Consider the following 24,846-nt stretch of genomic DNA (forward strand, 5'->3'; position numbering starts at 1 on the left):
CGCCGCAGCCGCTGAAAGTGGCTCGGAAGCCCCTTCCGAAGAGAAAGCGATCCAAATCCTGTCCATTGCCCCCGCTGTGAATGTTGGACGGCACTGAGGCCTATCTGCACGTCCGAGGGTTGGAGGCTGCCGGAAGCCGCGCTGTTTTTGGAGAAGGCCAACTGTGGGTTTAGCTTTGGCAGAACGGGCCGATGCTGTTACTTGAGGACCGCGATGATCGTTCATGTAGTAGACGGCACATACGAACTGTTTCGCCACTTCTATGGCCAACGCAGGTTCAACAACGGGCAAGACAAGCCGTTTGGCGCAGTCGTGGGCGTGCTCAACACAGTGCTGGAGATGATCGAGAATGGCGCCACACACATTGGGGTGGCTACCGACCATGTAATTGAATCGTTCAGAAATCAGCTCTGGCCCGGTTACAAGACCGGGGATGGCATCGAGCCGGCATTGCTGGCGCAGTTTCACCCCCTTGAGGAGGCGCTGGCGGCAATGGGAGTGGCGGTATGGCCGATGATCGAGCTGGAAGCCGACGACGCGCTGGCCTCCGCGGCACACAGCGCGGCAGCCGATGAGCGCGTGCAGAAGGTTTGCATCTGGACGCCGGACAAAGATCTTGCGCAGTGTGTGCGCGGTGACCATGTGGTCCAGGTAGACCGCAGGACCCAGAAAATTCGCGATGCGGCCGGCGTACGCGAGAAGTTCGGAGTTGAGCCGGCCCTGATTCCCGATTTCCTCGCGCTCGTTGGCGATACCGCCGATGGCTACCCTGGCCTCCAAGGCATCGGCCAGGTCTCGGCCGCCCGGCTGCTTGGCCGCTACGGCCCTCTTGAAAGCTTTCCGCCCGAAGCCCTCGGCAAGCGTAGAGAGCTCGCGCTTTTGTTCAAAAATCTCGCGACGCTGCGCATCGACGCTCAGCTGTTCGACAACGTCGAAGAGCTGCGCTGGCACGGCTCGACCGATGCGTTCGGGACCTACGTGTCCCAGCTAACTGATACCCGGCTCCTCAAATCAAATAGTTATAAGAGCCCGTGTACAATAACTGCACACGAAAGTTCTCCTTCTCTTCCATCTCCGTTTTTGCGATGGGGTGGCCGAGAGGCCTCCTAGACCTGCGACCGTCCGGCACAACGCTAAAGAAGACCTGCACAGCAGCGCGGTCCAGACGGACCTCGCTGCTGTGACGGCGCCGCCGGAGTGATCAGAAGAAGCCGAGTTTCTTCGGGCTGTAGCTGACCAGCATATTCTTGGTCTGCTGATAGTGGTCGAGCATCATCTTGTGGGTCTCGCGGCCAATGCCGGACTGCTTGTAACCGCCGAACGCGGCGTGCGCCGGATAGGCATGATAGCAGTTGGTCCAGACGCGGCCCGCCTGGATGGCGCGGCCGAAGCGGTAGCAGCGATTTGCGTCGCGGCTCCAGATGCCGGCGCCGAGGCCGTAGAGGGTGTCGTTGGCGATCGACAGCGCCTCTTCGTCATCCTTGAAGGTGGTGACCGAGACCACCGGTCCAAAGATTTCCTCCTGGAACACGCGCATCTTGTTGTGGCCCTTGAACACGGTCGGCTGGACGTAATAGCCGCCGGCAAGGTCGCCCGGAAGTTCGGCGCGGCCGCCGCCGGTCAGCACCTCGGCGCCTTCCTGACGGCCGATGTCGAAGTAGCTCAGGATCTTATCGAGCTGCTCCGAGGACGCCTGCGCGCCGAGCATGGTGGCCGGATCGAGCGGATCACCCTGCACAATCGCCTGCACGCGCTTCAGCGCCGTCTCCATGAAGCGGTCATAGATCGACTCGTGGATCAGTGCACGGCTCGGGCAGGTGCAGACCTCACCCTGGTTGAACGCGAACATGACGAAACCCTCGACCGCCTTGTCGAAGAAGTCGTCATCTTCCGCGAGCACATCCTGGAAGAAGATGTTGGGTGACTTGCCGCCGAGTTCGAGGGTTACCGGAATAAGGTTCTGGCCGGCATATTGCATGATCAGCCGGCCGGTACTCGTCTCACCAGTGAAGGCAATCTTGGCGATGCGCGGTGACGACGCCAGCGGCTTGCCGGCTTCAAGGCCGAAGCCGTTGACGATGTTCAAGACCCCTGGCGGCAGAAGATCGCCGATCAGATCGGCCCAGAGCAGGATCGAGGCCGGCGTCTGCTCGGCCGGCTTCAGCACGACGCAGTTGCCGGCGGCAATCGCGGGCGCCAGCTTCCAGCACGCCATCAGCAGCGGGAAGTTCCAGGGAATGATCTGGCCAACCACGCCAAGAGGCTCGTGAAAGTGATAGGCAACGGTGTCGTCGTCGATCTGGGAGAGGCTGCCCTCCTGGCTGCGCAGTGCGCCGGCGAAATAGCGGAAATGATCGACGGCGAGCGGCACGTCAGCGGCGGTCGTTTCGCGGATCGGCTTGCCATTGTCCCAAGTCTCGGCGAGGGCGAGGAGGTCCAGATTGTCCTCCATGCGGTCGGCGATGCGGTTGAGGATCAGCGCACGTTCGGCAACGCTGGTGCGGCCCCAGGCGTCCTTGGCGGCATGCGCGGCATCGAGCGCGGCTTCGACATCGGCCACGTCGGAACGAGCGACCTCGCACAACAGCTGGCCGTTCACCGGCGAATGATTGTCAAAGTACCGGCCGGCGCGAGGCTCGGCCCATTTGCCGCCGATGAAGTTGCCATAGCGCTTGGCAAAGGGGACCTTGACCGCGCGCGAAAATTCTACCTTGTTCATGTCTTCCTCCCGAAGGCGACGCCGCTGGATGCGGACGTTCCGGTTGAAAGCGTTGCGGGATGGATGCCGCAATGTCAGCCCCGTCCGGGCGCCGGACCAGGCCGACCTGTCGCAAAACTGCGACAGGTCGGGGCGCGAACATCAATGTGGGCGGCGGATGCCGAACCGGGCGAGTTTGCGATGCAGTGTGGCGCGAGAGATGCCGAGGTTTTGCGCGGCTGCGGAAACGTTGCCTTCTGACCGGGCAAGCGCGCGCTGGATCGCGGAACGCTCGGCTTCCGTCAAGTCTTCCGATGCCGCCGGCGCGTCGCCCAGGAGGTCGGCGGCGGGCAATGGCTTGGCCAGGCAATCCTGCGTGATGCCAAGCGCCAGCCGCGCTGCGCGGGTCGCCCCGACCACAAGGTCGTCGGCATCGACCGCCACCAACGCGCCCGTGCTCCTGTCGGCGACCGGTGCCAGCAGGATGCGCGCTTTCGGAAACGCCATACGGAAATTGTTGGCTTCGATACGTCGGGCGGCCTCATTGACAGCCATGGCGATGAGATTGACGAAGCCCTCTGTCAGGTCGGCCCGGCAGGACGACACGTCGAGCGCGGCGCAAAGGTTGCCTAAATGATCGTAGACTGGTGCCGTGGTGCAACTGAGCAGCGTGTTGCGGGTGAAGAAATGCTGATCACGGTGGATGGTGAGTGCGCGCTGCTCAACCAGGCACGTTCCGATGCCGTTGGTGCCCTCGCTGTGTTCACTCCACACCGAGCCGGTCCACAGGCCCCAGGAATGAAAGGTCTCGTCGTCGACCGGTGCGCCACGGCGATCGACCGGGACACCATCGCGATCAGCCAGCAACACGCAGCAGCCGACACCGCCGACGGCAAGATAGAGCCTGTCGAGACTGGACTGGGCGGCAGCGAGCAGAGGCTCGACCTTCTGCCGGGCGACGCTCAATTCGATGTCCGTCAACCGCCGGGGTGACTTCTGGCCTGCAGGATCAAGCCTGTGCAACGAGGCCGAGCGCCGCCACGAAGCGACCAGCGCCGATTTTGCAGCGGTATCCGATGCGATCGATGCTTGAACACGGCTCGCATGCAATGTGGCCATGTGCCGGTCCATCCTTCCTCCCGAAGCCTGAACGCCGATAGACTTGCCCGCTGTTTCCTCAGTCTTCCAGCGGCAAAAAATATTGTCCTCCGCGCTGCTATCTTGCTCTTGGTGCCCCGCTGTCAATTGGTCTGAAGTGCTAGAACCATCCAGGAGTCGGAGCGCAGCTCATTCGCTCATCGCATGAAGCGCATCATGCCTGACGATTTCGATGCTGCGCAGGCTGAGCAGGCGGATGACGCCCTTGTCCTTCAGCCGGGTGAAGATCCGCGATACCGTCTCGATGGTGAGGCCGAGATAATCGCCGATGTCCATGCGCGACATTGGTAGTTCCACCTGCCGCAATCCGCCCTGGCGCTCCGCTATGTCGACGAGGAACGCGGCGACGCGTTCTATGGCGCTCTGGCGACCGAGCACCAGAAGGTGTTCCTGCGCTCTGGTCAACCCCTTGAGCGCCAGGGGCAGCAACTGATGGGACATATCCGCTCCAGCCGTCAGGCGGAAGACGCGGACCCCGGTGGAATTGATCGCCTCAGCAAAGAAATGGTGCGTCGTGTCGGCCTCGAAGCCGAACGTCTCTCCGGCGAGGTGAAAGGCACTGATCTGCCGGCGCCCGTCAGCAAGCAGGCGGTAGACGCGGACGGCGCCGAACTCCACCTGGTAGAAGGCTCCGGCCTTCTCGCCCTGGGCGTAGATTTCCGCGCCTGCGGGATAGAAGCTGAGTGGTTGCAACAGTGCGGGCTCGAAAGCCTCCGGCAGGTTGGGCTGGGCAGTCCGTGACGGCAGCGAAATTCTGGAGGCGGTGTAGGCGTGCATGGCTGTTTTCCCGGTTGATCCGTGACACAGCAATCGCGCGAATCCGCGGGTCGCGAAATTCGGTTATGTCCCTACGGGAAACTACCTAGATGCCCGCCCCAGGTGGCACTGGAGCGTTGATCGCGAAGGTGCGCGCCCGGTTACGCCCTCTGCTATTTCCACTTGTCTGCGTCGATTCGGCCGTCGCCGGTCAATGGAGCGGGCGCGTCATAGCCCTCTTTGCGGTTACCTTCCGGGTGGTCTTTCTCGCGAGCAAGCAACAGCCGGACATTGCGGAATTTCGGGGTAATATCCTTCAGATCTGCCATGGCGAACTCCTTTGATGGAGTGTCATAAAGCGCCGGCAGGACTTGGCCTTGGATTGGCATCGAAGAAGGCACGAGGGTCTGTCTCAGAGGCTCGGGCTCGGCAGCAGCAGCATCGCGCAAGCACCGGCGGTCGCGGCGATCAGGGTTGCGCCGGCCAGCGGCAACCAGAACCTGACCGGGCCGGCAAATACTGCCAGCGACAGGCGGCCGACCGCGTTTGCTGCCAGCGCCGCGAGCACCGCCTGGCCCACTGTCTCGACAGGGACCGAATGCTTGACCAGGCGCAAAGCACTGAGCACCGAAACATCGACATCGAATGTGCCTGCGAGCGCCGAGCTCGCGAGCAAGCCGCGTTCGCCGAATTGAGCAGCCAACGCGGCGCTCGAGGTCGCGACAATCGCAAAGAGCACAGCGAAGAGCAGCAACGGGCCTAGTTCGAATGGATTGCGCGCGATCGCCCCGCCCTCGCGGTCTCCGCTATCCCGGGCCATGAGCAATGCTCCGAAAACAGCAAAGGAGAGTGCTGCGGCGATCGCCGGAATGCCGACCGAAACGAACACGCTCGGCTCGATGATCAGAACCACGGCGCAGACGCGTAGCAACGAAACCATCGCCGCCAGCGAAGCTGCGCCTGCAAGCGGCGATGGATTGCTTGCCGGCGCGGCGTTGCGGGCCAGCGCCACGGTTACGGCGGTTGAAGAGACGATGGCGCCGGTGAGCGAGCTGACGAGCAACCCACGCGTGGTCCCAAGTACGCGAATGGCGACATAGCCAGCGAACGATATCGACGCCATCAGCACCGTGAGGAACCAGACCTCCCACGGGTTGAAGCCACCCCACGGGTCGAGCGTCCGGTTTGGCAGCAGGGGTAAAACGATTGCGGTCATCACCGCCAGGATCAGCGCCGAACGAAGCTCGATCCAGGTCAGGCTCTTCAAGAGGCCGTGCAGGATTTCGCGACTGGCAAGGACCGCCGCCAATGCTGCTCCTCCGGCAGAAGCGGCCCGGAAGTCACCAGCGACCGCAAGCGCGCCGAGTGCGAACACGCCAAGGGCCGCTATGACTCCCGTAACGCTGAAAATCCTTGTCATGGGCAGCCTCACGCGCCTTGTACCAGGCAAAGATTGCGGCGAAGGCGACGAGGCCACCTACCAGCACGGAAACCGCGCCGAGCGCCTCGGCCAGTGCCGCGAGAATGCCACCGAGCAGGCCGGATATGCCGAAAGTTCGAATTCCGGCCGTCCGGCTGCGATCCGGCGCATCGCGCTCCCGCCAGCCGCGCTCCAATCCGACGAGCAGGCCTATTGCCAGTGCAAGTCCGAGCCGTGCGATCAGCGAATCCATGGTTTGCTACTTTCAGGCGGTGGCCATCGGCAGGTGGTCGCGAACCCATCTGACGATCTGCCCCGCTGTCATGGCGCCGGATGTGCGCGCGACCTCACGTCCGCCATGGAAGAGGATCATGGTCGGGATGCTGCGGATGCCGAGCCTGGCTGAAACGGCCTGCTCATTGTCGGAATTGAGCTTAATCAGGCGAACATCCGGCTCCAGTTCGTTCGTTGCCGCCTCATATGCCGGCGCCATCATCTTGCACGGGCCGCACCATGGTGCCCAGATATCGACGACAACGGGGATGCTGCTACGCGTGATCTGGTGATCGAAAACCCGACCGTTGACGTCTTCAGGGTGACCTGAGAACAGCCGTTTCCCGCACTTTCCGCATTTCGCGCCCCCGGCATTGCGCCCCGGCGGCAGTCGGTTAACCCCGCCGCACGTGCTGCAAACCACCAGGTTTTCCTGCGCCATGGCCCTTGATAACATCTTATCTGCGCGGGGATCTCCCTCGCCAAGTGCCTCGCACCTCCAATCTTGGCGCGACAGGCAACACGGTTAGGACAGCTCAGCCTGCTGGAGGTCCGTGCTTTGCGAAACCGAGCGAGTGGAAGAGTTCACTCGCTTGCCTTCCGACCTGACACCTGCGTGATCAGGATCCGGAAGAACACGTGCGGCGTGCTTTCCGCAACCGGAGGCACCACCGGCTTGAGGGCACCGGGCTCCCACCAATCAGAATGCTTGCTCAACACCGACCATGCATGGTCGCGCTCGAGCTTGTGGCCGATCCGGTCCGGCAGTTCCTCAAACCGCCCGTCGACAACAACACTTCTCCATCCCCGTCCTTCACCGTGTTCGTCGACCTGGACGGACACCAGCGGATTGGCACGCATCCAGTCGATCTTCTTGCCGGGCATGGAAAACGCGTAGAGATGATTGTCGGCGTGCGCATAGTGCACCGGCACCACGTAGGGCTGCCCATCCTTCGCGCATGCCAGATGACCGACACGATTGGCGGTCAGCAATTTCGTGCATTCCAGAGCGGATAATGTGCGGATCAGCATGTGTGATCTCCTGAGTCTATTGATCGTCCCACAGACTGTTGGCCCAGCCGCCGGGGATGTCATTGATCGCGATCAAGGCAGGCTTGCCGCTCGCCCGCTGCGGCATAAGCGGCAATTTCGGAAAATGATTTAAATCAAGGCGCTGCTTGCCGCTTCCCCCAATCATGGGGAGATGTGGAAGCCGATCCTCAGCGCTCCGTTTGGTCGCGAACTCGAACTCGCCGTCTTCGACGAGGACGGCGAACATGCGCTCGTATTTCCCTGTATAAAAGGCCGGCAGGGTTGGAAGCACGCAGGGACTGGCGTGCGCGTCGATATCCGCCCGACCCATTGGCGGCACTGGCTGTCGAAGACAGTGCCGACAGACGACGGCAAGTCTCTCGGGGACGCTTGCTAGGGTTTGGATTCCACGATCAACGCCATGCGCACGAGATGCGACAGGCTGCCCGCGGCCATCTTGCTCATGACATTGGCACGATGAATCTCGACGGTGCGCGGACTGATACCCAGGTCATAGGCGATCGTCTTATTCGGCAGACCCGACACGAGCCCATCCAGAACCTGGCGCTCCCGCTCCGAAAGTGAGGCCAGGCGCCCGTGGATTTCAACGGATTGCGGATGCGTTGTATTCGCCTGGTTGCGGTTGGCCAACGCGGAGCGGATCGCGTCGATCAAGACCTGGTCGTCGAACGGTTTTTCAATGAAATCGGAAGCGCCTTCCTTCATTGCCTGAACGGCCAGAGCCACATCCGCGTGGCCCGTCATGACGATCACCGGGAGCTTATGGGAGCGCATTCTGAGTTGGCGCAGGAACTCGATGCCGTCTATTCCCGGCATGCGCACGTCGGTGACGATGCAGCCGTCGAGGTCGACCTTTGCCGTCGAGAGAAAAGCTGTGGCCGATTCGTGCAGGCGTACTGCAAAATCTGCGGTCGCCAGAAGAAAACCGAGCGACTTGCGCACGTCCATGTCGTCGTCAACCACGTGCACCAGATCACTGCCGGCCATTTGTGACCTCTTCCTTCTCCACAATGCGCAAGGTGAATCGGAAGGCGGTCCCGCCGCTCGGCATCGCCTCGGCCCATATGTGACCACCGTGCGATTCCACGATGGTGCGGCAAATAGAGAGACCGACACCCATGCCTTGCTTCTTGGTGGTTACAAACGGCTGGAAGAGTTGAGCCGAGACTTCCGGCGCGAGACCCGGGCCGGTATCGATCACGCTTACCTCGGCCATCCCATCATCCCGGGCAATTGTTGTGACTTTCAATTCGCGGCGCGGCGAGTCCTGCATAGCCTCCACCGCATTGCGCATCAGGTTGAGCAAAACCTGCTGAATCTGGATGCGGTCGGTCAAGACCAGTTCGGCGACTGGGTCAAGCTTGTAGCTGACGAGGAGATTTATCTCTCTTGCACCAACCAAGGCTAGGGATGCGGCTTCTTCGATCAGCATTGGCAGTCGTTCGACTTGGCGCTCGCTTTCGCCCCTGGCTACAAAATCCCTCAGGTGACGGATCACGTCGCCTGCCCGCAAGGCCTGCTCAGCTGCCTTTTCCACGGCATCCCGAAGCATGGGCGCATTCTCGTCGCGGCTCTTCTCAAGCAGCCGACGACTGCCTTTGAGGTAATTCGTGATGGCGGTGAGCGGCTGGTTGATCTCATGAGCAAGCGTCGAGGCCATCTCGCCGAGTGCGGTGAACCGCGCCATGTGCAGCAGCTCCTGCTGCTGCTCCTGGATTCTTGCTTCTGCGCGGTGGCGTTCCGTCAAGTCGCGGCAGAAGCCGGTAAAAAAACGTCCGGTCCCCGGATGCATCTCGCCAACGGAAAGCTCCATCGGGAAAGTCGTGCCATCCTTGCGTGCCCCGGTCACGGTGCGGCCGAGCCCGATGATCCGGCGCTCTCCCGTTGTTAGGTAGCGAAGGAGATAGGCGTCATGCTCGTCGCGGTAGGGCGAGGGCATCAGCATTTTCACGTTTTGACCGATGACTTCGCCTGACTGGTAGCCGAACAGCGTTTCGGCAGCGGTGCTGAAGGATTGGATCCGGCCTTGTTCGTCGATGACGACCATTGCATCCGGCACAGTCGCCAGGATCGATCGCAAATGATCTTCGCGCAATTGAAGAGCGGCGTTTGCGAAGGAAAGCTCGCTGACGTCGGTGCCTTCGACAAAGATAGCTGTGATGCGGCCGTCATCGGCCTTGATGGGCTGATAGACGAAATCGAGAATGCGCTCTTCGGCAGGTTCGTCGCCCTTGCGAAGCGCGACTTTCACGGCCCGTCCCCTGTACGGTTCACCCGTTTCATAGACCTGGTCCAGTAGTTCGTAGAAGCCTTGGCCTTCGAGTTCGGGAAGGGCGTCGCGCACCGACTTTCCAATCACTTGCCTGTCGCCGATAAGCCGTTGGTAGGCAGTATTGGTCAGTTCGAAGACATGATTTGGCTCACTCATGAGAGCCATGAAGCTCGGAGCCTGTCCGAACATTTGCGACAAGACTGTCTTAAGCGTCATCCCGCCGGCCGACAAAATAGGCGCTTCGTCTTGGCTCACCTGAGATCCCTGGATTCGATACGCCTACAAGAGAGGCTAACTATCACTTCTCTCCGTACACGCAAAACGGATCGAGGCCGACGTTTTCGCCTCCGGATGCAATTGGCGGGTTCCTTGACGTGCATCAAGGCCTCGTGAGCTGTCGAATGCAATTCATCACGCATTCGACGGTTCCAGCGAAAGGCGCCTGCAATGTCCTACAAGTCGATTATCGTGAACCTCGCGGTAGATGCTTCCCCCATGCCCATAGTGAAGGTGGGGATCGAGCTCGCGGAACGGTTTGGCGCCCGTCTCATCGGTCTGGCGGCTGCAGATGTCCCACCATTGGTCGCGACTGGCGACGGTATGGTCTACGAAGGCGAGATCATGCAGATCCAGCGCACGGAAATCGAAAAGCGGCTTGCCGAACTGCGAGCCGAATTCGAGAGGCTGGTTCCTGCTTCGATCTTTAGCGAATGGGGGCAAGCTGTTTGCAGTCCAACCCGCTTCCTGAGCATTTCGGCTCGATCCGCCGATCTTATTGTCACCGGCAGCGAGAAAGGGGAAAATGTCTTTCGTGCAATGGACGTCGGCAGCCTGGTACTTGGTATTGGCCGGCCGGTCCTGGTCGCTGCGAGCAATGTCGAACATGTCATGGCGAAAACCGTGCTGGTTGCCTGGAAAGACACGAGGGAAGCACGGCGGGCGATAGCAGATGCGTTGCCCCTTCTGGCCAAGGCCAACGAAGTCGTCGTTGCCACAATCGATACGGACCGCGACGAGAGCATCCGCGACAGTCTCGCCGATATCGCGGTTTTTCTGGAACATCACGGCATCATGGCACGAACCGAACTGATTGCCGGCGAGGCTGACGGCGATCAGTTGCTGATATTTGCGCGGTCGATCCATGCGGACCTGATCGTCTCGGGTGCCTATGGGCACAGCCGTCTGCGGGAATGGGCGTTCGGCGGGGTCACGCGCTCGCTGATTGAGGAAAGCGGCATCAACCGCTTCATGTCGTATTGATGGGTCGACGTCTCAGCAGTCGAGTACGCGGCGGTGGGTCCAGGAACTTCACTCTACCCCTTTCGCCGCCTTGGCCTGGCGACGGCTCCGTCTGTTGATCGAGATCAAGTCGTCGGCTGCCTGCATGGCTATGAGTCTCAGAAGGCAGGAGTGACCAAGATGAGCTTTCTCGATTACCTGATTTCAGTCGACGCCAGGGTCGCGTTGATGGGTCGCATGATGCGCAAGCTTGGTGTCGACAGGCAGTTGAAAGTGGTGGCGGACCATGCAGCAGTCACCGATCGTGCGGCGAACCGCTGCCGATCCTGCGGCCATCAGGACGAGTGCTCGACTTGGCTCGATCAACACGAGCAAGCCGATGCTCCGCCAGATTATTGTCGCAACCGCGACCTGATCGCACGACTGCAGCATGCGGCCGGCCAGCGTTAGTCGTCGAGCGGCTACGCACGCAGTTCGCCTTGGGAAAATGGTGGTGGTAGCCCTTGGCTACGAGACCAGGATAACGGACAACGGCTCGGCGCAAAATAGATTGTCCTCAACGCCTTTGACGCCGGCGACGTTTTCGGCCGCGACGATGGCTGCCCGGCGCTCGCGTTCGTCGAAGATGGCGCCGCTCAGTTTTACGATCCCTTTGTCGACACTGACATTGATCAGATCATTTCCAGCCCACTTCTGCGCTGCAAGCTGCGCGACGATGCTCTGGCGTATCCCTTCGTCGTCAATGGCCGTCGGGGTCGAGGCTGGCTGCGTGTGAAGCAGCGCACGAAGAAGATCGGAGCGGGCAATCATTCCAACAATTTTGTCGCCGTCGACGATCGGGACGCGTTTGATGCAGTGATGCGACATCAACTCGACGACCTCGGCAAGCGATGCATTGGGGGATGCCGTGACAACGCTGTCGGTCATCACGTCCTCGACCCGCCGTCCGTTGGCCAGGACATATTCTTCGGCAACTCTTCCCGGGCTGACAAGAACCTCCAGCCAGCGTGGGCGCTTGCGCTGAGTGCCCAGCTCTCCGCGCCGCAGGAAATCACCCTCGCTGATAATGCCCACCAGCGCGCCGTCGCTGCGAATGACGGGAAGCCCGCTGATCTTGCTGGAGAGCATCAATCCGGCCGCTTCGACGATCGAGGCAGACGGATCTATTGCAACGACCGGTGTGGTCATTATGGCTTTGGCTTGCATGCCAACCTCCTCAAATACTTTATCCCGTTGCTTATCGAGATCGCGCACGCCGCGTCTTGATCTGAATCATTTCAGATTGCGAAAGCGCAACGAGAGCGGTCCGAACGCGATTTATGAAGAGGCTTCGCAAAACGCGGAGACCTGATCATGGAACAGCGCAGTTCGATCGACCCAGACATGGTCGTTGACGAAATCATGAGGAAATGGCCGGCAACGGTGGCTGTGGTGCTGAGATACAAGATGCTGTGCGTCGGCTGTCCGATCGGCACATTCCATACCGTGGCTGAAGCCTGCCGGGAACATCGGATCGATGAGGGCGACTTTCTGGGCGAACTCGAAGCGGCCGTTCGAGGAGAACGGTGAGGATCAGCGCTTGTCCCGGTTCTCCGCGAGAACCACAAGGCGATGCGCATCCTTGACCGTGACTTTCTGGCGTCCGCTGACAATTATTCCATCGTCTTCCCACCGGCTCAGCAGCCGGCTGACCGTGTGCAGCGTCGTCCCGGTCATCTCGGCGATGTCCTGTCTCGAGATCGGAAAGTCGATTTCGACGCCGCTATCGGTCTTTCGGCCGGTCTGGTTTGCCAATCGCAGCAGCGCATGCGCAACCCGCTGCTCCACCTGTTCCGTCGACATCTCCACCACGCGCGTCTGGGTCTCCTGCAGCCTGCTTCCAACCGTCCTGTAGGTGGTTGCTCCAAACACCGGGAACCGACGCGCCAACTCCGGCCAAAGAGCGTTGGGCCAGGCCAGCACCACGCAATCCACCGCCGCGACAGCACTGGCGGGGTAGGCCGTCCGGCCAAGTGCCGCGGCGACGCCAAAGATCTCGCCTTCGCTGATGTATCTGGCGATGACCTGCTGTCCATCCGGCGTGGTGCGGACCACCCGGATGTGACCGGCGATCAACACGAAGAAGGAATGGGCCTCGGCCTCCTGCTCGAAGATCGTTGCGTCCTTGGCATAGCGTGACGATCGAGCGCTTGTGAGAATCTCGCTTTGCTCTTCAGGCGCCAGCCCTTGGAAGAGCGGCAGCCGCGATATCAGCGATCGGTCCAGCGCAACCAAGCGAATTTCCTCACAGCCCTTCCGCACCAATCTGCGGGACACCTTTCTTACCCTGAGTTTGCGCCAGCGCAAATTGTCGCCGGCCGCATCAGGCTAAATGGCATGGAACGGCGCAATGCCGCGAAGCCGAAACAAAGGACAAATCGATGAAACTCTCCATCCTCGCCGCCGCAATCTCCATCCTCGCGCTCGCCGGCGGTGCAAGCGCGGAAGAGCATGTGGTGCAGATGCTCAACAAGGGTGAAAAAGGCGCCATGGTTTTCCAGCCGGCCTTCGTCAAGGCAGCCCCTGGCGACACCGTCAAGTTCGTGCCGACCGACAAGAGCCATGACGCGGAGTCGGTCAAGGGCATGCTTCCGGACGGCGCTGAAGCTTTCAAGGGAAAACCCAACGAGGAGATCACTGTCACACTGACCCAGGAAGGTGTGTACGGCGTCAAATGCGCGCCTCACTACGGCATGGGCATGGTCGCCCTGATCGTTGTCGGAAAGCCGGTCAACCTCGACGCAGCCAAGACGGTCAAACATGCAGGGAAGGCAAAGACGGTGTTCGAGGACCTGTTCAGCCAGGTCCCGGCCAACTGACCGGCAATCGATACAGCCATGCCTGCCGCATGAAGGGCAGGCGAGGGCCGGACGGACCGAGGGCGGCGGTTCATCCGGCCCTGTTCATTTTGGAGACGCAAATCATGGGGATTCCACGCCTGCGGGCTTATACCGGGCCCGCATTTCTTTCCTACGGATTCAGGCCCTTCTTCTTCCTCGGGTCGCTGTATGCCGCGCTCTCCATTCTGCTTTGGCTGCCGATGTATGCCGGCGGGCTCGATGCCCACAGTGCGTTCGTTGCCGTCGACTGGCACATTCACGAGATGCTGTTCGGCTATCTGCCGGCGATCGTTACCGGGTTCCTGCTGACCGCCATCCCGAACTGGACCGGCCGGCTGCCCGTGCAAGGCTTGCCGCTGCTGGCGCTGGTGGTCCTGTGGCTTGCCGGGCGCGCGGCTGTTTTCTTCTCGGCGGATATTGGCTGGGAGGCGGCGGCCATGATCGACGGCTTCTTTCTGCTTGCTGTCGCTGCCGCGGCGGCCCGCGAGATCGTCGCGGGACGCAACTGGCGCAATCTCAAGGTGCTGTTGCCGCTTGCCATTCTGGCGTGCGCCAACGGCGCGTTCCATATCGAGGCGCACCTTCAAGGCACATCCGACATCAGCCGCAGGCTCGGTATGGCTGCGGCGATCGTGCTCATCTCGCTGATCGGTGGGCGCATCATTCCGAGTTTCACGCGCAACTGGCTCGTCCGCGAAAATCCTGGCAGGCTGCCTGCGCCGTCCGACCGTTTTGACACCGCATCGATAGCCATCTCAGCCATCGCGCTGGGAGCATGGACGTTCGTCCCCGACAACAGCATCTCAGGCATGCTTATGGCCGTCGCCGCTATCTGCCAGGCGTGGCGTCTGTCGCGCTGGGCTGGCGAGCGCACACTGCGGGATCCGCTGGTACTCATCCTCCATCTTGCATATGCCTTTGTGCCTCTAGGTCTTGCCTTTGTTTCGGCGTCGATCTTCTTTCCTGCCGCCGTGCCAGTCGCTGCAGGGCTCCATACGCTCGGAACGGGTGCGGTCGGTGCCATGACGCTTGCCGTGATGACCCGCGCAACGCTCGGGCACACCGGGCGAGAACTCAAGGCTGGCAGAGGCACCTCTTTTATCTTCGTGGCCGTCCTGCTCGCGGGAGCATTGAGAATCCTGGCCGCCTTCGTGTCCTCAGGCGCGGTGATCGATATGGCCGGCGCCGCATGGATGGCGGCATTCGCCGGCTTCCTCCTGATCCACGGAGCCGCGTTGACGACACCCAAGGCACGGTGAGGCGAGGGAAGGGCGGTGGGCTCGCGACGGTCGAGAAGACGTGGCCCGTCACTCCTGGTTTTCAGATGATGCCAAGCCGGCCAAGGATCCGGCTTGCCCATCCCGGATGGTCCCGGACCAGCCTGAAGCCCAGATTGTCGGGAGGCGTGCCAACGGCACAGCCTCCGCTTTTTCCGTCGCTGACGAAGTTCGACATGTAGGCTCGGTGAAGCCCTTCAAGGACGTGGACGCCGCAATTGTCGACCGAGCTCGCAACACCGCTTCCATTCGCGGCCAACGTGGTGCGGACATAGCAGGTCGAAGTCCACTCCCAGACGTTGCCGGAAAAGTCGGCGAGGCCCAGGGAATTGATACCAAACGAGCCACGGCTCCTCGGCATCGGGTCCGGTTTGCGATTGAGGTCCACCTCGGCCTTGTAGCTGGTGAGCCAACGTCTGGCGGGGTTGCTGGCGTCGTTTTCGACACCCTCGAATTCCCCTGCGAACCGCTCCGCAGCGGCAAAGGCCCACTCTTCGTCGGATGGCAGCCGCCATTGGTCGCCGGTCACTTGCGAATACCACCGGGCGTAGGCATTCGCATCGAGATAGCTTACCCCGGTGACGGGAGCATTGCTCGGGATCGCGCGCGTCTCCTGTGCCGGCTGACAGGCGCCAGCCAACACGCAGTCCGCATAGTCGGCCGCACCAACCTGGTAGGCCATGATTTCGAGAGGTCTGTCGAGTTGCCGCTCGAGGCGGGGATTGCCTTGCGGGCGTCCCTCTTTCAGGAACTCGCCCGGAGTCGGATAGGTGATCGAACCGGAAAGCAAGACAACCGTCATAGCGACGGGGTGGGGTTGTCGATCCCCGAAGACCGCCTGTAGCGAGAGCCCTACCGGAACAGCAGCGGCTGCCAGGGCGACCGGCAGAACCTTCAGGATGAAAAGAGACATGGCTTTTGTCCATGCCCGGACAGCGTCGTTATCCGGGCAAATTGGAATGCCGTCAGTTGGTGGCTATGGGTTTGGGCGCCTCGACCTGCGTCATCAGGTCGTCATCCCACTCGCCTTCGACCATGAAGTGAGCGGTCGCTCCGAGTTCCACAGCCTCAATCAGATTGTGACTGACGTAGGCGTAGACACCTGGCTGCAGGAACGTATAGAGCGCCGAGCCCGCCGAGCCGCCTCGGATGAACCAGGTTTCCAGGTCCTTGGCCGGCGGGTTGGAGAATTTGCCCTGTTCCCAGACATAGTCGCCATGACCGCCGATCAGATGCGGCCGCGTATCGCGATTGGCCTGCGAATGGACGATAAGCACGGTTTCACCGACCTTGGACTTCATGGCGTTGTCGCCGGTCAGGGATCCAGCCTTGCCATTGAACACCACATGGGTCGGGATCAGTCCACGCATGACCTTGACGACGTCATCGTAGCCGTCGCCGGCGGATTCGTAGCCCTTGAAGTTGCCCTTCTCGTCGCGCGGAATGTAGAAGTCGCTCTCGCCGATGTAGAAGATCTTGTCGTACTTGACCGGTTCGCCCTTGTCGTTCCTCAAGCCGTCACGCGGCAGCACCATGATGGCGCCATTCATGCCGGAGACGACATGCCAGGGGATCATCGCGCCGCCAGGAGCGCAGTGATAGACAAACGTTCCGGTCCGCGTCGCCTTGAAGCGCAGGGTCACCTGTTCACCAGGATTGATCAGCGTGAGCTCGCCGCCACCCAAGGCGCCGGTCGCGGCGTGAAAGTCGATGTTGTGGGCAAGCGAATTGGTATCGGGATTGATGAGCGTCAGTTCGAGGTAGTCGTCCTGATGCACGACCATCAGCGGGCCGGGGATCGATCCATTGTAGGTCATTGCATTGAGCTTTGTGCCATTGGCATCGATGACGACAGACTTTTCCTCGATCATCATCGTGAATTCGACGATCTTCGGACCGCCCTTGGCGATCTGGTCATGCGGATGCACGAAAGGCGGTGCCACGAGCGTGATCTTCTCGCGAGGTAGCCCGCTAATCTCTGCCTTTGTAACCGTGGCCGACAATGCGGGCAGTGCCGCAACGGCGGCAGCGCCAAGTGCTGCTCCAAAGAGGGCTTCGCGTCGCGTGATCATGTCAGTCTCCTGTCTTTCTACCGTTGCAGATGAGTAGAAGCTATCTGACCTGACGCAGCGTTTCTTTGCGCTGGCGCAAATTGATAGACGTTAATCGCAGAAACAACAGCCCTTGAAATGCGGCTATTGCGCGCGAATTGAGATGCAGCAGTTTCGTGTCGCAGTTTTCTGCAAGCCTGCGAAGTCACCGGTGGCTTTCTGAAGATCAGCGACCGCTTTTGTTTTTCAAATCGATCGCAATTCGCGCGGCGGCCCCGTCGCGATCTTCGTGCTGGTCACTCTTTCAGAGCTCAAACAAAGCAATCCAGGCCAAGCGCACCAAGAAAGGTTGGTGGTTCCAATGAGGAGATGTCTGTCAGATCGGCTTTTTTAAGACAGGCGGGACGTTATCACAGAGGGCGCATTCGGCGCGGATGGCACGCCAAGCATGACGAGCGCAATATGCCGAAGGAAAGTTGCCAACGGCCTCATGTCGAAGATGTGGGAGGAAAGGAGAACCCAATGGACTCTGCTTTGCGGCCCCCGCTTTTTTGCAGCTACGAAACCATCATCACCGAGAACGGATCTGTACGGAGGTGGAGGCCGTCCTTGACTTGCCCAATGCCGGCAACGTTCTCCGCCGCAACGATCGCTGCCTTGCGTTGACGCTCGTCGACAATCGCCCCTGTGAGTTCGACCACGCCGTCGCTGACCCTCACACCAATCAACTCACCACCGTTCCACGATTGCCGTTGCAGTTCGGCAAGTATGGCCTTACGGATCTGCTCGTCATCGGGCAGCGTGGTGCCCGGTTTCGGCAAAGTGCGGATCAGGACGCGTAGCAAATCAGTTCGCGTGATGATGCCGACGACCCTGTTCCGGTCGACAATCGGCACATTGTTGATGCGGTGTTGCATCATCAAGTTTACAATATCAGCAATCGAGGCGCCTGGAGGCGCCGAAATGACGTTTGTAACCATCACCTGATGGACAATCCGTCCGTTCGATCGCGCATAGCCATCGGCGATTGTGCCAGGGCCAAGGTCAAACTCCAGCCAGCGAGGACGCGTCCGCTGCGTCCCCAGTTCCTCTCGGCGCAAGAAGTCGCTTTTGCTTACAATGCCAACAAGGGCACCGTCGCTGCCCGTTACCGGGAGGCAGCTTATTTTGTTTGAGAGCATGAGCTCGACTGCTTCGGCAATCGTCGCGTTCGCATCCGTCGTGATGACCGGCTTCGTCATTATGGCTTCGGCTTGCATGCTCACCTCCTGATTTTTTGTCAGACGATGATAGGACATCGCCACACACGGCACCTTGATCTGAGTCACTTGGAACGAGGGGCATTCTCCGCGCCGTCGTCGCGTTCGATGAGAATGCGCTCCGCCGCGCCGTCGAGATCCTCGTACTGGCCGCTTCTCAACGCCCACAGGAAGCCGGACAGGCCGAGTGCGCCAAGGAAAAGCGCGACGGGTATGAGGTAGGTGAGAGTGGTCATGACGATCCGACCAGTTCGTTGGCGTTGGATAGTCTTTCGCGGCGAATATTCCTGGCCGGTGAAATTGGCTCTGACGAGCGCAGCCGCAGCGCATTGCCAATGACAAGCAGTGACGAGGCGGACATGGCGATCGCCGCTATCAAAGGCGTGGCGTGTCCGAGGATGGCGATCGGTACCGCGACCGCATTGTAGACGATCGCGATGACGACGTTCTGCCGGATCAAGCGTCCTGCCTGGCGCGAGACGTCCAGCGCCAGTGGGACCGCCAGGAGGCTTTCGCGCAGAAAAACGAAGTCGGCTGCATTGCGGCCAATGTCGGCGGCTGTGGCGGGCGCGATCGAGACATGCGCAGCCCTCAGCGCCGGCGTGTCGTTGAGCCCGTCGCCAACCATCAGAACCTTGTGCCCGTCTCTCGCCAGACTCTCGATGCGTTCGACCTTGCCGGACGGCAGCAGGCAGGGAACGAAGTCATCGACACCCAGAACGTCCGCAACCTCCGAGCAGGCTTTGGCGGTGTCGCCCGACAGCATTTCCACGCACAGACCAGCATTATGCAGCTGGTCGATGGCTGTTCTGGCGCCGACGCGCAGCGCATCCTCGAAAACGAAGGATGCGACAATCATCCCGTTTTCCGTCAGGACTGTTCCGCCGTAGCCATGTTTGCCTTCACCGCCAGTTCGGGCCTTCCAGCCAGCCCATCCGCGTCGGCCCAGCCGCCAGATGCTTCCAGCGGCGGTAGCTTCGATCCCGAATCCCGGGTGCTCGGTGACTTTATCGAATTTGTTCTGGCTGCTGCTGGCGGCAAAGCCGGAAATGGCCTTTGAATATGGATGGCGCGAATGCGCGGCCAGGCCGGCTGCGATTTCCAGCATGGCGGGATCGATCGACGACGCGTTGACGAGCCGCGGCTGGCCAAGCGTGAGCGTGCCGGTCTTGTCGAACACCGCCGTGTCGATTGTCGCCAGGCGCTCCATGGCCGAGCCATCCTTGACCATGATGCCGTTCTCGAACAGGCGCCGTGCGGCGACCACCTGCACGATCGGCACGGCGAGGCCGAGCGCGCAGGGGCATGTGATAATGAGAACAGCGATGGCGATCGTCATCGCCCGGTGCCAGTCGCCCGTCGCCGCCATCCAGCCCAGGAATGTCACGAAGGCGGTGAGATGAACCACCGGGGCGTAAAGCGCTGAAACTCGGTCAGCGATGCGGCGATAGTGCGCGCGACCGCCCTCGGCGGCTTCCATCAGTCGAACCATTTCGGCGAGGAACGAATCCTTTGCGGCTGCGGTCGCCTCGATCGTCAGCGGGCCGGTGAGATTGAGCACGCCGGCCTGCACGGCTGCGCCCGGCGCCACGTTTTTCGGCACGCTTTCGCCTGAGGCCAGCGAGCAGTCGAGATCAGACGCTCCGTGGATGATCTTGCCATCCACGGGGATCCTTTCACCGGCCGCGATCAGCAGCTGCATGCCTGGTTCGATCTCGCCAACCGGCAGATAGTCGCGCGCGCCGTCGCCGCGCAGCACCATGGCGCCACGCGCGGCGAGCTGCGACAGGCCTTTCACCGCGGTGCGGGCACGTTCGCGCATCACGTGATCCAGCGTGCGGCCGATCAAAAGGAAGAACAGCAGTGATACCGACGCGTCGAAATAGGCGTGATCGCCATGGTTGATCGTCTCGTAGAGGCTCATCGCGTAAGCGAGCGACACCCCAACCGCGATCGGCACGTCCATGTTCATGCGGCCGTGGCGCAGTGCCTTCCAGGCCGAGCGGAAGAAGATGCCGCCGGCGAAGGCGAGCGCCGGGATGGCAATCAGCGCCGAGACCCAGTGAAACAGGTCGCGGGTGGCCCCTTCGGCGCCGGACCAGACCGAGACCGAAAGCAGCATGATGTTGCCTGCGGCAAAGCCGGCGACAGCAACGGCGCGGATCAGCTCGGCAAGCGTCTTGTCTTTTTCATCGATCTCGGCGGCGAACAGATGCGCCTCGTATCCCAGTCGTCCCAGCGCAGCGACGAAAGGCGGCACCTTGTCTCCACGCCACCGGATCGCGACCCGCTTCGTCGACAGGTTGACACGCGCGCCTTCGACATTGTCGAGTTTCGCCAGCGCCGTCTCGATCGTCCGGATGCAGGCTGCGCAATGAACCATCGGCACTGACAGATCGGTCTGACGAAGATCGTCGCCAAGCGAGCGGCTCGCGAGCCTGATTTCCTGGCTGGATGGCAGCACCGATGCCGCGCTGCCCAGGTCCAGCGCCATTTCGGCGCCCGGTGCACAACAGCTCATTGCAGCGCTCCATGGGAGATCATGATCCGGCTGACGTCGCGATACGGTTTATCCAGACCGGCATCGGCGTCGATCTCGACGATCCAGACGCCGTCCTTGGGCATATGCTGCGCGGCGAATTCCTGGCCGGAGCCGAGCGCGAGCGTGACAGACTCGTCCTCTTTCTCGTAAGCCGGATGACGAAACAGCATTTTGACACCGTGCAGGGGAACCGGCTTGCCAGCGGCATCGGTGAGGCTGTAGCGGACTTCACCCCATGCGATGGTCAGCTTGCCGGTCCAGCCAAGGGCTGCCTGTGCCCGTCCTTCCGTGGCCTTCTTGTTGAATTGCTGGCTCGCCACATAGGTGTTTTCGACGACGAGGCCAGTCCAGCTTGTGCTGGCGAGCGTCGCCATGGTCAGATTGACCGCGATGACCACGCCGAAAAAGGCGAGGATGATGGCCAGCATGTGCCTGCCGGTAAATTCACGAGGCTTTTGTACATTGGCAGTCATCTGGGGGCCTCCGGCGCGTTGAAGGTGGCGGTGTACTCGTTCGACTCGAAGCTGGCTCTGTCCTCGACGCGGAACTTGAAAGTCTGCGCCGGCGCGCGGATCTGGTCCGCCGGCTGGCGCACGAAGACCTTCAGCATTTTCAGGCGGTCGGGTTCCACCGGAATGGCGAAAGAGCGGCCTGCCGGGATGTCGTCGCCGACGACGACCATGTCAGCGCCTTCAAGGCCCTGCATGGTGACGACGAGCGTCCGCGGCTCGGGGATCATGTTGAGCAGCTTGACGGTATAGCCATTGCGGATGGAGCCGTCGGACAGCGTGACGAACTGAGGATTGCGATCATGCAATACGTTCAGTTCGAGCCGATCGCGCGTCAGCAGCGAAAAGAGCAGGCCCAGGCCGATCAGCGACCAGATGCCCATGTAGACGTAGGTGCGTGGCCGAAAGATCTTGCGGATGTGAAAATGCGCTAACTTGTCGGAGAACAGGCCATCAGCGGTCCTGACCAGCGGCGGGTTGACTGAACTGGAGCCGCCCGCGGTTGCCAGCATCATATTGGTGTTGTAGTCGGAGAGCGTCGCGTAGGAGATCAGCCCGCGCTCCTTGCCGAGCTTGTCCATGACGCCGTCACAGGCGTCGATGCAGAGCGCGCAGGTGATGCATTCGAGCTGCTGGCCATCGCGAATGTCGATCCCCATCGGGCAGACCGCGACGCAGGCATTGCAGTCGACGCAGTCGCCGACGGACTGCCCTGCAGCTTGCACCTTCTTCGCATGACGCGAACGCGGTTCGCCGCGCCAGTCATTGTAGGTGACGGTGAGCGAACTTTCGTCGAGCATGGCCGCCTGGATGCGTGGCCATGGGCACATATAAGTGCAGACCTGCTCGCGCATCAGCCCGCCGAACGTGTAGGTGGTCGCCGTCAGGACGGCGACGGTGATGTAGGCGACGGCCGCCGCAGTGCCGGTGAAGAGCTCGCCGAGCAGTGTCGGTGCATCGGCAAAGTAGAAGATCCAGGCGCCGCCAGTCGCCGCGCCTATGACCAGCCAGATGGTGTGCTTGGACACGCGCAGCATGAGCTTGCGCGCGGTCCAGGGACCTGCATCGAGCGTCATGCGGGCGTTGCGGTCGCCCTCTATCGCACGCTCGACGACAAGGAACAGATCGACCCACACCGTCTGAGGGCATGCATAGCCGCACCAGGCACGGCCGACAGTCGAGGTGATCAGGAAAAGTCCAACGCCGGCCATGACCAGGAGACCAGCCACGTAAAAGAATTCCTGCGGCCATATTTCTATGAAGAAGAAGTAGAAGCGCCGATTGGCGACATCGAGCAGCACGGCCTGGTCGGGCGCAAACGGACCACGGTCCCATCGCAGCCATGGAGTCAGATAGTAGATGCCAAGCGTGATCGCCATCACCAGCCATTTGAAGCGTCGAAAGTTGCCCGAGGCGCGTTTTGGAAAGATCTTCTTGCGCGCAGCATAAAGGGGCTGACGGATCTTGGCGGAATTGACCGCCTCGGCTTCCAGCCGTTCTACCTGCGTCTTGTCCAGCAACGACTTTTCTCCGCTCTACACGCAGACGGTGATTTGACTGCGTCAGGCAACAATGCCGCCGGGTGGACCTGCCCGCGTTGATGCAGGTCAATCTGCGCGCTCCGGAAAAGAGTCGAGGCCCGGCAGGGCCGGGCCTCGTCGCCTGGAAGGTGAAGGGTTGAGAATAGGTCCCCGCTTCCTATTCTCCACCGCCAAGCGAATGGATGTAGACCGCCAGTTCCTTGACCTTGGTTTCGCCAAGACGCGCTCCCCAGGCTGGCATGACGCCCTGCTTGGGTGCTCGAACCTGGTCGGCGATCGCCGTCTCGCCGGAGCCGTAGAGCCAGATAGCGTCGGTGAGGTCGGGTCCGCCGAGCTCTCGGTTGCCTTTCGCGTTGTCGCCATGACAGGCAACGCAGTTGTCGGCAAAGACCTTGGCGCCGGATTGGATCAGACTTGCATCGTGGACCTTGCCTGACAGGCTGGCGACGTAGGCGCTGACCTGTGCAATCTGGTCAGCGGTGATGATGTCGCCAAAGGCCGGCATTTCCGACAGCCGCGTTTCCGCATCAGTCGCAAAGCGGATGCCATGCGTGATCGTCTGCTGGATCTGCTCGGCCGTGCCGCCCCATAGCCAGTCGTCGTCATTGAGGTTGGGAAAGCCAGCTGACCCCTGGGCGCCAGAGCCGTGGCACTGCGTGCAGTTGACCTTGAACGCGGCGCCGCCAGCGGCGACCGCGAATTCGCGCAAGGCATCGTCCGCGGCGATCTCCGAGACCGTCTTCGACTCTACGGCCGCGACATACTTGCCCTTCGACACTTCTGCCGCCGCCAACTCGTTCTTGACGTCCTTGCGGCTCGAATAGCCGAGCACACCGGTTGTCGCGGAGTGCAGCAGCGGCCATGCCGGATAGGCGATCATGTAGCCGATCGCCCAAACGATGGTGACGTAGAAGGTTATGACCCACCAGCGCGGAAGCGGATTGTTCAGCTCCCGGATGCCGTCCCACTCATGGCCAGTGGTTGAGACGCCAGAGATTTCGTCGATGTGCTCGTCGCTCATGATCACTCGTCCTCAAGGGGAATCCGGGCAGCTTCGTCGGCCAGCTTGCGGCTGCCAGGGCGCAGCGCGAAGGCAACCGCGCCGACAAAGAAGAGCGCCATGGCGACCAGACCCCAGCTGTCAGCAAACTCCCGCATCAAATTGTATTCCATGAATAAAGCTCCTCAGCGGTAACCGGCGGCCTCGTCGTAGTTCTTGAAATCCACCAAGGTCCCGAGCATCTGCAGATACGCAACGAGGGCATCCATTTCAGTCACCTGTTGCGGATTGCCGTCGAAGTCTCCGACCTTGGCTTTGGGATAGCGTTTCTCAAGGCCGGAGGTGTCGGCATTGGGGTCGGCCTGCGTCGCCAGATCGGCATTGGCATTGGCGACCATGTCATCCGAATAGGGGACGCCGACGCGCGCGTTTGCAACCAGGTGTGTCGAGAAGTTCTTCACCTCGATGGGCGCGTCCTTCAGGAAGGCATAGCTCGGCATGACCGATTCCGGCACGACCGAGCGCGGGTCGGCAAGATGCGCGACGTGCCAGGCATTCGAATAGCGGTCGCCAACCCTGGCGAGGTCCGGTCCAGTGCGCTTCGATCCCCACTGGAAAGGATGATCGTACATCGACTCGGCCGCCAGACTGTAGTGACCGTAGCGTTCGACTTCGTCGCGGAACGGTCTGATCATCTGGCTATGGCAGAGGTAGCAGCCCTCGCGCACATAGATGTTGCGCCCGACAAGTTCGAGCGGCGAATAGGGGCGCATGCCTTCCACCGTCTCGATCGTGTTGTCGAGATAGAAGAGCGGCGCGATCTCGACGATGCCGCCGACGGTCACCACAAGAAGAGAGCCAACGAGAAGGAGCGTGGCGTTCTTCTCGATGATTGCGTGTCTGTCCATCAAGCCCATTA

At 61.2% G+C, this 24,846-nt stretch carries 27 protein-coding genes and 1 pseudogene; 6 read left to right on the forward strand and 22 right to left on the reverse strand.

Annotation, left to right across the window (positions count from 1 at the left end):
• Positions 1-213: 213 nt before the first annotated feature.
• Positions 214-1,110, forward strand: coding sequence for a 5'-3' exonuclease (locus tag AC0L24_RS21525; protein ID WP_127809153.1), 897 nt, complete (start codon positions 214-216; stop codon positions 1,108-1,110).
• A 91-nt stretch (positions 1,111-1,201) separates the two neighbouring features.
• Here AC0L24_RS21525 and adh read toward each other — a convergent pair whose 3' ends face one another.
• The 10 genes and pseudogenes from adh to AC0L24_RS21575 all read right to left on the reverse strand — a co-directional run bounded on the left by adh (position 1,202) and on the right by AC0L24_RS21575 (position 9,846).
• Entirely contained in the window at positions 1,202-2,719 is a 1,518-nt protein-coding gene (gene adh / locus AC0L24_RS21530; RefSeq protein WP_473564138.1) for an aldehyde dehydrogenase, read from the reverse strand.
• A 141-nt stretch (positions 2,720-2,860) separates the two neighbouring features.
• The gene (locus tag AC0L24_RS21535; RefSeq protein ID WP_473564139.1) at positions 2,861-3,817 is read right to left on the reverse strand and encodes a helix-turn-helix domain-containing protein; all 957 of its coding nucleotides are present in this window, start codon (positions 3,815-3,817) and stop codon (positions 2,861-2,863) included.
• 168 nt (positions 3,818-3,985) lie between these two features.
• Positions 3,986-4,633, reverse strand: coding sequence for a helix-turn-helix domain-containing protein (locus tag AC0L24_RS21540; RefSeq protein WP_127809156.1), 648 nt, complete (start codon positions 4,631-4,633; stop codon positions 3,986-3,988).
• Between the two features lie 152 nt (positions 4,634-4,785).
• The gene (locus tag AC0L24_RS21545; protein ID WP_164873688.1) at positions 4,786-4,941 is read right to left on the reverse strand and encodes a hypothetical protein; all 156 of its coding nucleotides are present in this window, start codon (positions 4,939-4,941) and stop codon (positions 4,786-4,788) included.
• A gap of 83 nt (positions 4,942-5,024) precedes the next feature.
• A pseudogene (locus AC0L24_RS21550) lies at positions 5,025-6,285 on the reverse strand (MgtC/SapB family protein).
• Positions 6,286-6,297: 12 nt separating this feature from the next.
• Positions 6,298-6,747, reverse strand: a complete 450-nt coding sequence (gene trxC, locus AC0L24_RS21555) for a thioredoxin TrxC (RefSeq protein WP_127397237.1) — start codon at positions 6,745-6,747, stop codon at positions 6,298-6,300.
• A gap of 143 nt (positions 6,748-6,890) precedes the next feature.
• On the reverse strand, positions 6,891-7,337 hold the full coding sequence (locus AC0L24_RS21560) for a pyridoxamine 5'-phosphate oxidase family protein (protein WP_127397235.1): 447 nt from the start codon (positions 7,335-7,337) through the stop codon (positions 6,891-6,893).
• 16 nt (positions 7,338-7,353) lie between these two features.
• A complete protein-coding gene (locus AC0L24_RS21565; RefSeq protein WP_164873785.1) occupies positions 7,354-7,584 on the reverse strand; it encodes a hypothetical protein in 231 nt (76 codons plus the stop codon).
• A 146-nt stretch (positions 7,585-7,730) separates the two neighbouring features.
• Complete coding sequence (gene fixJ, locus AC0L24_RS21570) at positions 7,731-8,345, reverse strand: response regulator FixJ (protein WP_127809158.1); 615 nt, start codon at positions 8,343-8,345, stop codon at positions 7,731-7,733.
• Positions 8,332-9,846, reverse strand: a complete 1,515-nt coding sequence (locus tag AC0L24_RS21575) for a PAS domain-containing sensor histidine kinase (RefSeq protein ID WP_245481896.1) — start codon at positions 9,844-9,846, stop codon at positions 8,332-8,334. The genes fixJ and AC0L24_RS21575 overlap by 14 nt, the downstream gene beginning before the upstream one ends.
• A 231-nt stretch (positions 9,847-10,077) precedes the next feature.
• Here AC0L24_RS21575 and AC0L24_RS21580 point away from each other — a divergent pair, with 231 nt between their 5' ends.
• Entirely contained in the window at positions 10,078-10,890 is an 813-nt protein-coding gene (locus AC0L24_RS21580) for a universal stress protein (RefSeq protein ID WP_127809160.1), read from the forward strand.
• A gap of 159 nt (positions 10,891-11,049) precedes the next feature.
• A complete protein-coding gene (locus tag AC0L24_RS21585; protein ID WP_127809161.1) occupies positions 11,050-11,319 on the forward strand; it encodes a DUF6455 family protein in 270 nt (89 codons plus the stop codon).
• 57 nt (positions 11,320-11,376) lie between these two features.
• Here AC0L24_RS21585 and AC0L24_RS21590 read toward each other — a convergent pair whose 3' ends face one another.
• Positions 11,377-12,075, reverse strand: a complete 699-nt coding sequence (locus AC0L24_RS21590) for a CBS domain-containing protein (RefSeq protein ID WP_127809162.1) — start codon at positions 12,073-12,075, stop codon at positions 11,377-11,379.
• A gap of 147 nt (positions 12,076-12,222) precedes the next feature.
• Here AC0L24_RS21590 and AC0L24_RS21595 point away from each other — a divergent pair, with 147 nt between their 5' ends.
• Entirely contained in the window at positions 12,223-12,438 is a 216-nt protein-coding gene (locus AC0L24_RS21595; protein WP_127398770.1) for a DUF1858 domain-containing protein, read from the forward strand.
• 3 nt (positions 12,439-12,441) lie between these two features.
• Here the strand turns inward: AC0L24_RS21595 and AC0L24_RS21600 are convergent, their stop codons facing one another.
• Positions 12,442-13,143 (reverse strand): Crp/Fnr family transcriptional regulator, encoded by a 702-nt coding sequence (locus tag AC0L24_RS21600; RefSeq protein ID WP_127809163.1) that lies wholly within the window; start codon positions 13,141-13,143, stop codon positions 12,442-12,444.
• A gap of 146 nt (positions 13,144-13,289) precedes the next feature.
• On the opposite strand from AC0L24_RS21600, the gene AC0L24_RS21605 reads away from it, so the two are divergent.
• Together AC0L24_RS21605 and AC0L24_RS21610 are read left to right on the forward strand one after the other, a co-directional pair.
• Positions 13,290-13,727 carry a pseudoazurin gene (locus tag AC0L24_RS21605; protein WP_127809164.1) on the forward strand — a complete coding sequence of 146 codons (438 nt, stop codon included), beginning with the start codon at positions 13,290-13,292 and terminating at the stop codon, positions 13,725-13,727.
• Between the two features lie 104 nt (positions 13,728-13,831).
• Complete coding sequence (locus AC0L24_RS21610; protein WP_127809165.1) at positions 13,832-15,007, forward strand: NnrS family protein; 1,176 nt, start codon at positions 13,832-13,834, stop codon at positions 15,005-15,007.
• 61 nt (positions 15,008-15,068) lie between these two features.
• On the opposite strand, the gene AC0L24_RS21615 is transcribed toward AC0L24_RS21610, so the two are convergent.
• The 10 genes from AC0L24_RS21615 to ccoO form a co-directional block, all read right to left on the reverse strand.
• Positions 15,069-15,938, reverse strand: coding sequence for an SUMF1/EgtB/PvdO family nonheme iron enzyme (locus AC0L24_RS21615; RefSeq protein ID WP_127809166.1), 870 nt, complete (start codon positions 15,936-15,938; stop codon positions 15,069-15,071).
• A 52-nt stretch (positions 15,939-15,990) separates the two neighbouring features.
• Positions 15,991-17,097, reverse strand: coding sequence for a copper-containing nitrite reductase (gene nirK, locus AC0L24_RS21620; RefSeq protein ID WP_473564140.1), 1,107 nt, complete (start codon positions 17,095-17,097; stop codon positions 15,991-15,993).
• 536 nt (positions 17,098-17,633) lie between these two features.
• On the reverse strand, positions 17,634-18,335 hold the full coding sequence (locus AC0L24_RS21625) for a CBS domain-containing protein (protein WP_127809168.1): 702 nt from the start codon (positions 18,333-18,335) through the stop codon (positions 17,634-17,636).
• Positions 18,336-18,400: 65 nt separating this feature from the next.
• On the reverse strand, positions 18,401-18,571 hold the full coding sequence (gene ccoS / locus AC0L24_RS21630) for a cbb3-type cytochrome oxidase assembly protein CcoS (protein ID WP_127809169.1): 171 nt from the start codon (positions 18,569-18,571) through the stop codon (positions 18,401-18,403).
• Positions 18,568-20,856 carry a cation-translocating P-type ATPase gene (locus tag AC0L24_RS21635; RefSeq protein ID WP_127809170.1) on the reverse strand — a complete coding sequence of 763 codons (2,289 nt, stop codon included), beginning with the start codon at positions 20,854-20,856 and terminating at the stop codon, positions 18,568-18,570. Before AC0L24_RS21635 ends, ccoS begins: the two co-directional genes overlap by 4 nt.
• Entirely contained in the window at positions 20,853-21,350 is a 498-nt protein-coding gene (locus AC0L24_RS21640) for a FixH family protein (RefSeq protein WP_473564141.1), read from the reverse strand. Before AC0L24_RS21640 ends, AC0L24_RS21635 begins: the two co-directional genes overlap by 4 nt.
• Positions 21,347-22,906 carry a cytochrome c oxidase accessory protein CcoG gene (gene ccoG, locus AC0L24_RS21645; RefSeq protein WP_292681812.1) on the reverse strand — a complete coding sequence of 520 codons (1,560 nt, stop codon included), beginning with the start codon at positions 22,904-22,906 and terminating at the stop codon, positions 21,347-21,349. Before ccoG ends, AC0L24_RS21640 begins: the two co-directional genes overlap by 4 nt.
• A 178-nt stretch (positions 22,907-23,084) precedes the next feature.
• Positions 23,085-23,948 (reverse strand): cytochrome-c oxidase, cbb3-type subunit III, encoded by an 864-nt coding sequence (gene ccoP, locus AC0L24_RS21650; RefSeq protein ID WP_127809171.1) that lies wholly within the window; start codon positions 23,946-23,948, stop codon positions 23,085-23,087.
• A 2-nt stretch (positions 23,949-23,950) separates the two neighbouring features.
• A complete protein-coding gene (locus AC0L24_RS21655) occupies positions 23,951-24,100 on the reverse strand; it encodes a CcoQ/FixQ family Cbb3-type cytochrome c oxidase assembly chaperone (RefSeq protein ID WP_027035450.1) in 150 nt (49 codons plus the stop codon).
• A 12-nt stretch (positions 24,101-24,112) separates the two neighbouring features.
• Entirely contained in the window at positions 24,113-24,844 is a 732-nt protein-coding gene (ccoO, locus tag AC0L24_RS21660) for a cytochrome-c oxidase, cbb3-type subunit II (protein WP_127809172.1), read from the reverse strand.
• Between the last annotated feature and the right edge of the window lie 2 nt (positions 24,845-24,846).

This window comes from Mesorhizobium sp. WSM4809 (assembly GCF_055811655.1).

What these genes read in the sequence shown, in the direction of transcription:
- AC0L24_RS21525 (WP_127809153.1), top strand. Translation starts at nt 214, where the DNA reads ATGATCGTTCATGTAGTAGACGGCACATACGAACTGTTTCGCCACTTC.
- adh (WP_473564138.1), bottom strand. Translation starts at nt 2,719, where the DNA reads ATGAACAAGGTAGAATTTTCGCGCGCGGTCAAGGTCCCCTTTGCCAAG.
- AC0L24_RS21535 (WP_473564139.1), bottom strand. Translation starts at nt 3,817, where the DNA reads ATGGCCACATTGCATGCGAGCCGTGTTCAAGCATCGATCGCATCGGAT.
- AC0L24_RS21540 (WP_127809156.1), bottom strand. Translation starts at nt 4,633, where the DNA reads ATGCACGCCTACACCGCCTCCAGAATTTCGCTGCCGTCACGGACTGCC.
- AC0L24_RS21545 (WP_164873688.1), bottom strand. Translation starts at nt 4,941, where the DNA reads ATGGCAGATCTGAAGGATATTACCCCGAAATTCCGCAATGTCCGGCTG.
- trxC (WP_127397237.1), bottom strand. Translation starts at nt 6,747, where the DNA reads ATGGCGCAGGAAAACCTGGTGGTTTGCAGCACGTGCGGCGGGGTTAAC.
- AC0L24_RS21560 (WP_127397235.1), bottom strand. Translation starts at nt 7,337, where the DNA reads ATGCTGATCCGCACATTATCCGCTCTGGAATGCACGAAATTGCTGACC.
- AC0L24_RS21565 (WP_164873785.1), bottom strand. Translation starts at nt 7,584, where the DNA reads ATGTTCGCCGTCCTCGTCGAAGACGGCGAGTTCGAGTTCGCGACCAAA.
- fixJ (WP_127809158.1), bottom strand. Translation starts at nt 8,345, where the DNA reads ATGGCCGGCAGTGATCTGGTGCACGTGGTTGACGACGACATGGACGTG.
- AC0L24_RS21575 (WP_245481896.1), bottom strand. Translation starts at nt 9,846, where the DNA reads ATGACGCTTAAGACAGTCTTGTCGCAAATGTTCGGACAGGCTCCGAGC.
- AC0L24_RS21580 (WP_127809160.1), top strand. Translation starts at nt 10,078, where the DNA reads ATGTCCTACAAGTCGATTATCGTGAACCTCGCGGTAGATGCTTCCCCC.
- AC0L24_RS21585 (WP_127809161.1), top strand. Translation starts at nt 11,050, where the DNA reads ATGAGCTTTCTCGATTACCTGATTTCAGTCGACGCCAGGGTCGCGTTG.
- AC0L24_RS21590 (WP_127809162.1), bottom strand. Translation starts at nt 12,075, where the DNA reads ATGCAAGCCAAAGCCATAATGACCACACCGGTCGTTGCAATAGATCCG.
- AC0L24_RS21595 (WP_127398770.1), top strand. Translation starts at nt 12,223, where the DNA reads ATGGAACAGCGCAGTTCGATCGACCCAGACATGGTCGTTGACGAAATC.
- AC0L24_RS21605 (WP_127809164.1), top strand. Translation starts at nt 13,290, where the DNA reads ATGAAACTCTCCATCCTCGCCGCCGCAATCTCCATCCTCGCGCTCGCC.
- AC0L24_RS21610 (WP_127809165.1), top strand. Translation starts at nt 13,832, where the DNA reads ATGGGGATTCCACGCCTGCGGGCTTATACCGGGCCCGCATTTCTTTCC.
- AC0L24_RS21615 (WP_127809166.1), bottom strand. Translation starts at nt 15,938, where the DNA reads ATGTCTCTTTTCATCCTGAAGGTTCTGCCGGTCGCCCTGGCAGCCGCT.
- nirK (WP_473564140.1), bottom strand. Translation starts at nt 17,097, where the DNA reads ATGATCACGCGACGCGAAGCCCTCTTTGGAGCAGCACTTGGCGCTGCC.
- AC0L24_RS21625 (WP_127809168.1), bottom strand. Translation starts at nt 18,335, where the DNA reads ATGCAAGCCGAAGCCATAATGACGAAGCCGGTCATCACGACGGATGCG.
- ccoS (WP_127809169.1), bottom strand. Translation starts at nt 18,571, where the DNA reads ATGACCACTCTCACCTACCTCATACCCGTCGCGCTTTTCCTTGGCGCA.
- AC0L24_RS21635 (WP_127809170.1), bottom strand. Translation starts at nt 20,856, where the DNA reads ATGAGCTGTTGTGCACCGGGCGCCGAAATGGCGCTGGACCTGGGCAGC.
- AC0L24_RS21640 (WP_473564141.1), bottom strand. Translation starts at nt 21,350, where the DNA reads ATGACTGCCAATGTACAAAAGCCTCGTGAATTTACCGGCAGGCACATG.
- ccoP (WP_127809171.1), bottom strand. Translation starts at nt 23,948, where the DNA reads ATGAGCGACGAGCACATCGACGAAATCTCTGGCGTCTCAACCACTGGC.
- AC0L24_RS21655 (WP_027035450.1), bottom strand. Translation starts at nt 24,100, where the DNA reads ATGGAATACAATTTGATGCGGGAGTTTGCTGACAGCTGGGGTCTGGTC.
- ccoO (WP_127809172.1), bottom strand. Translation starts at nt 24,844, where the DNA reads ATGGGCTTGATGGACAGACACGCAATCATCGAGAAGAACGCCACGCTC.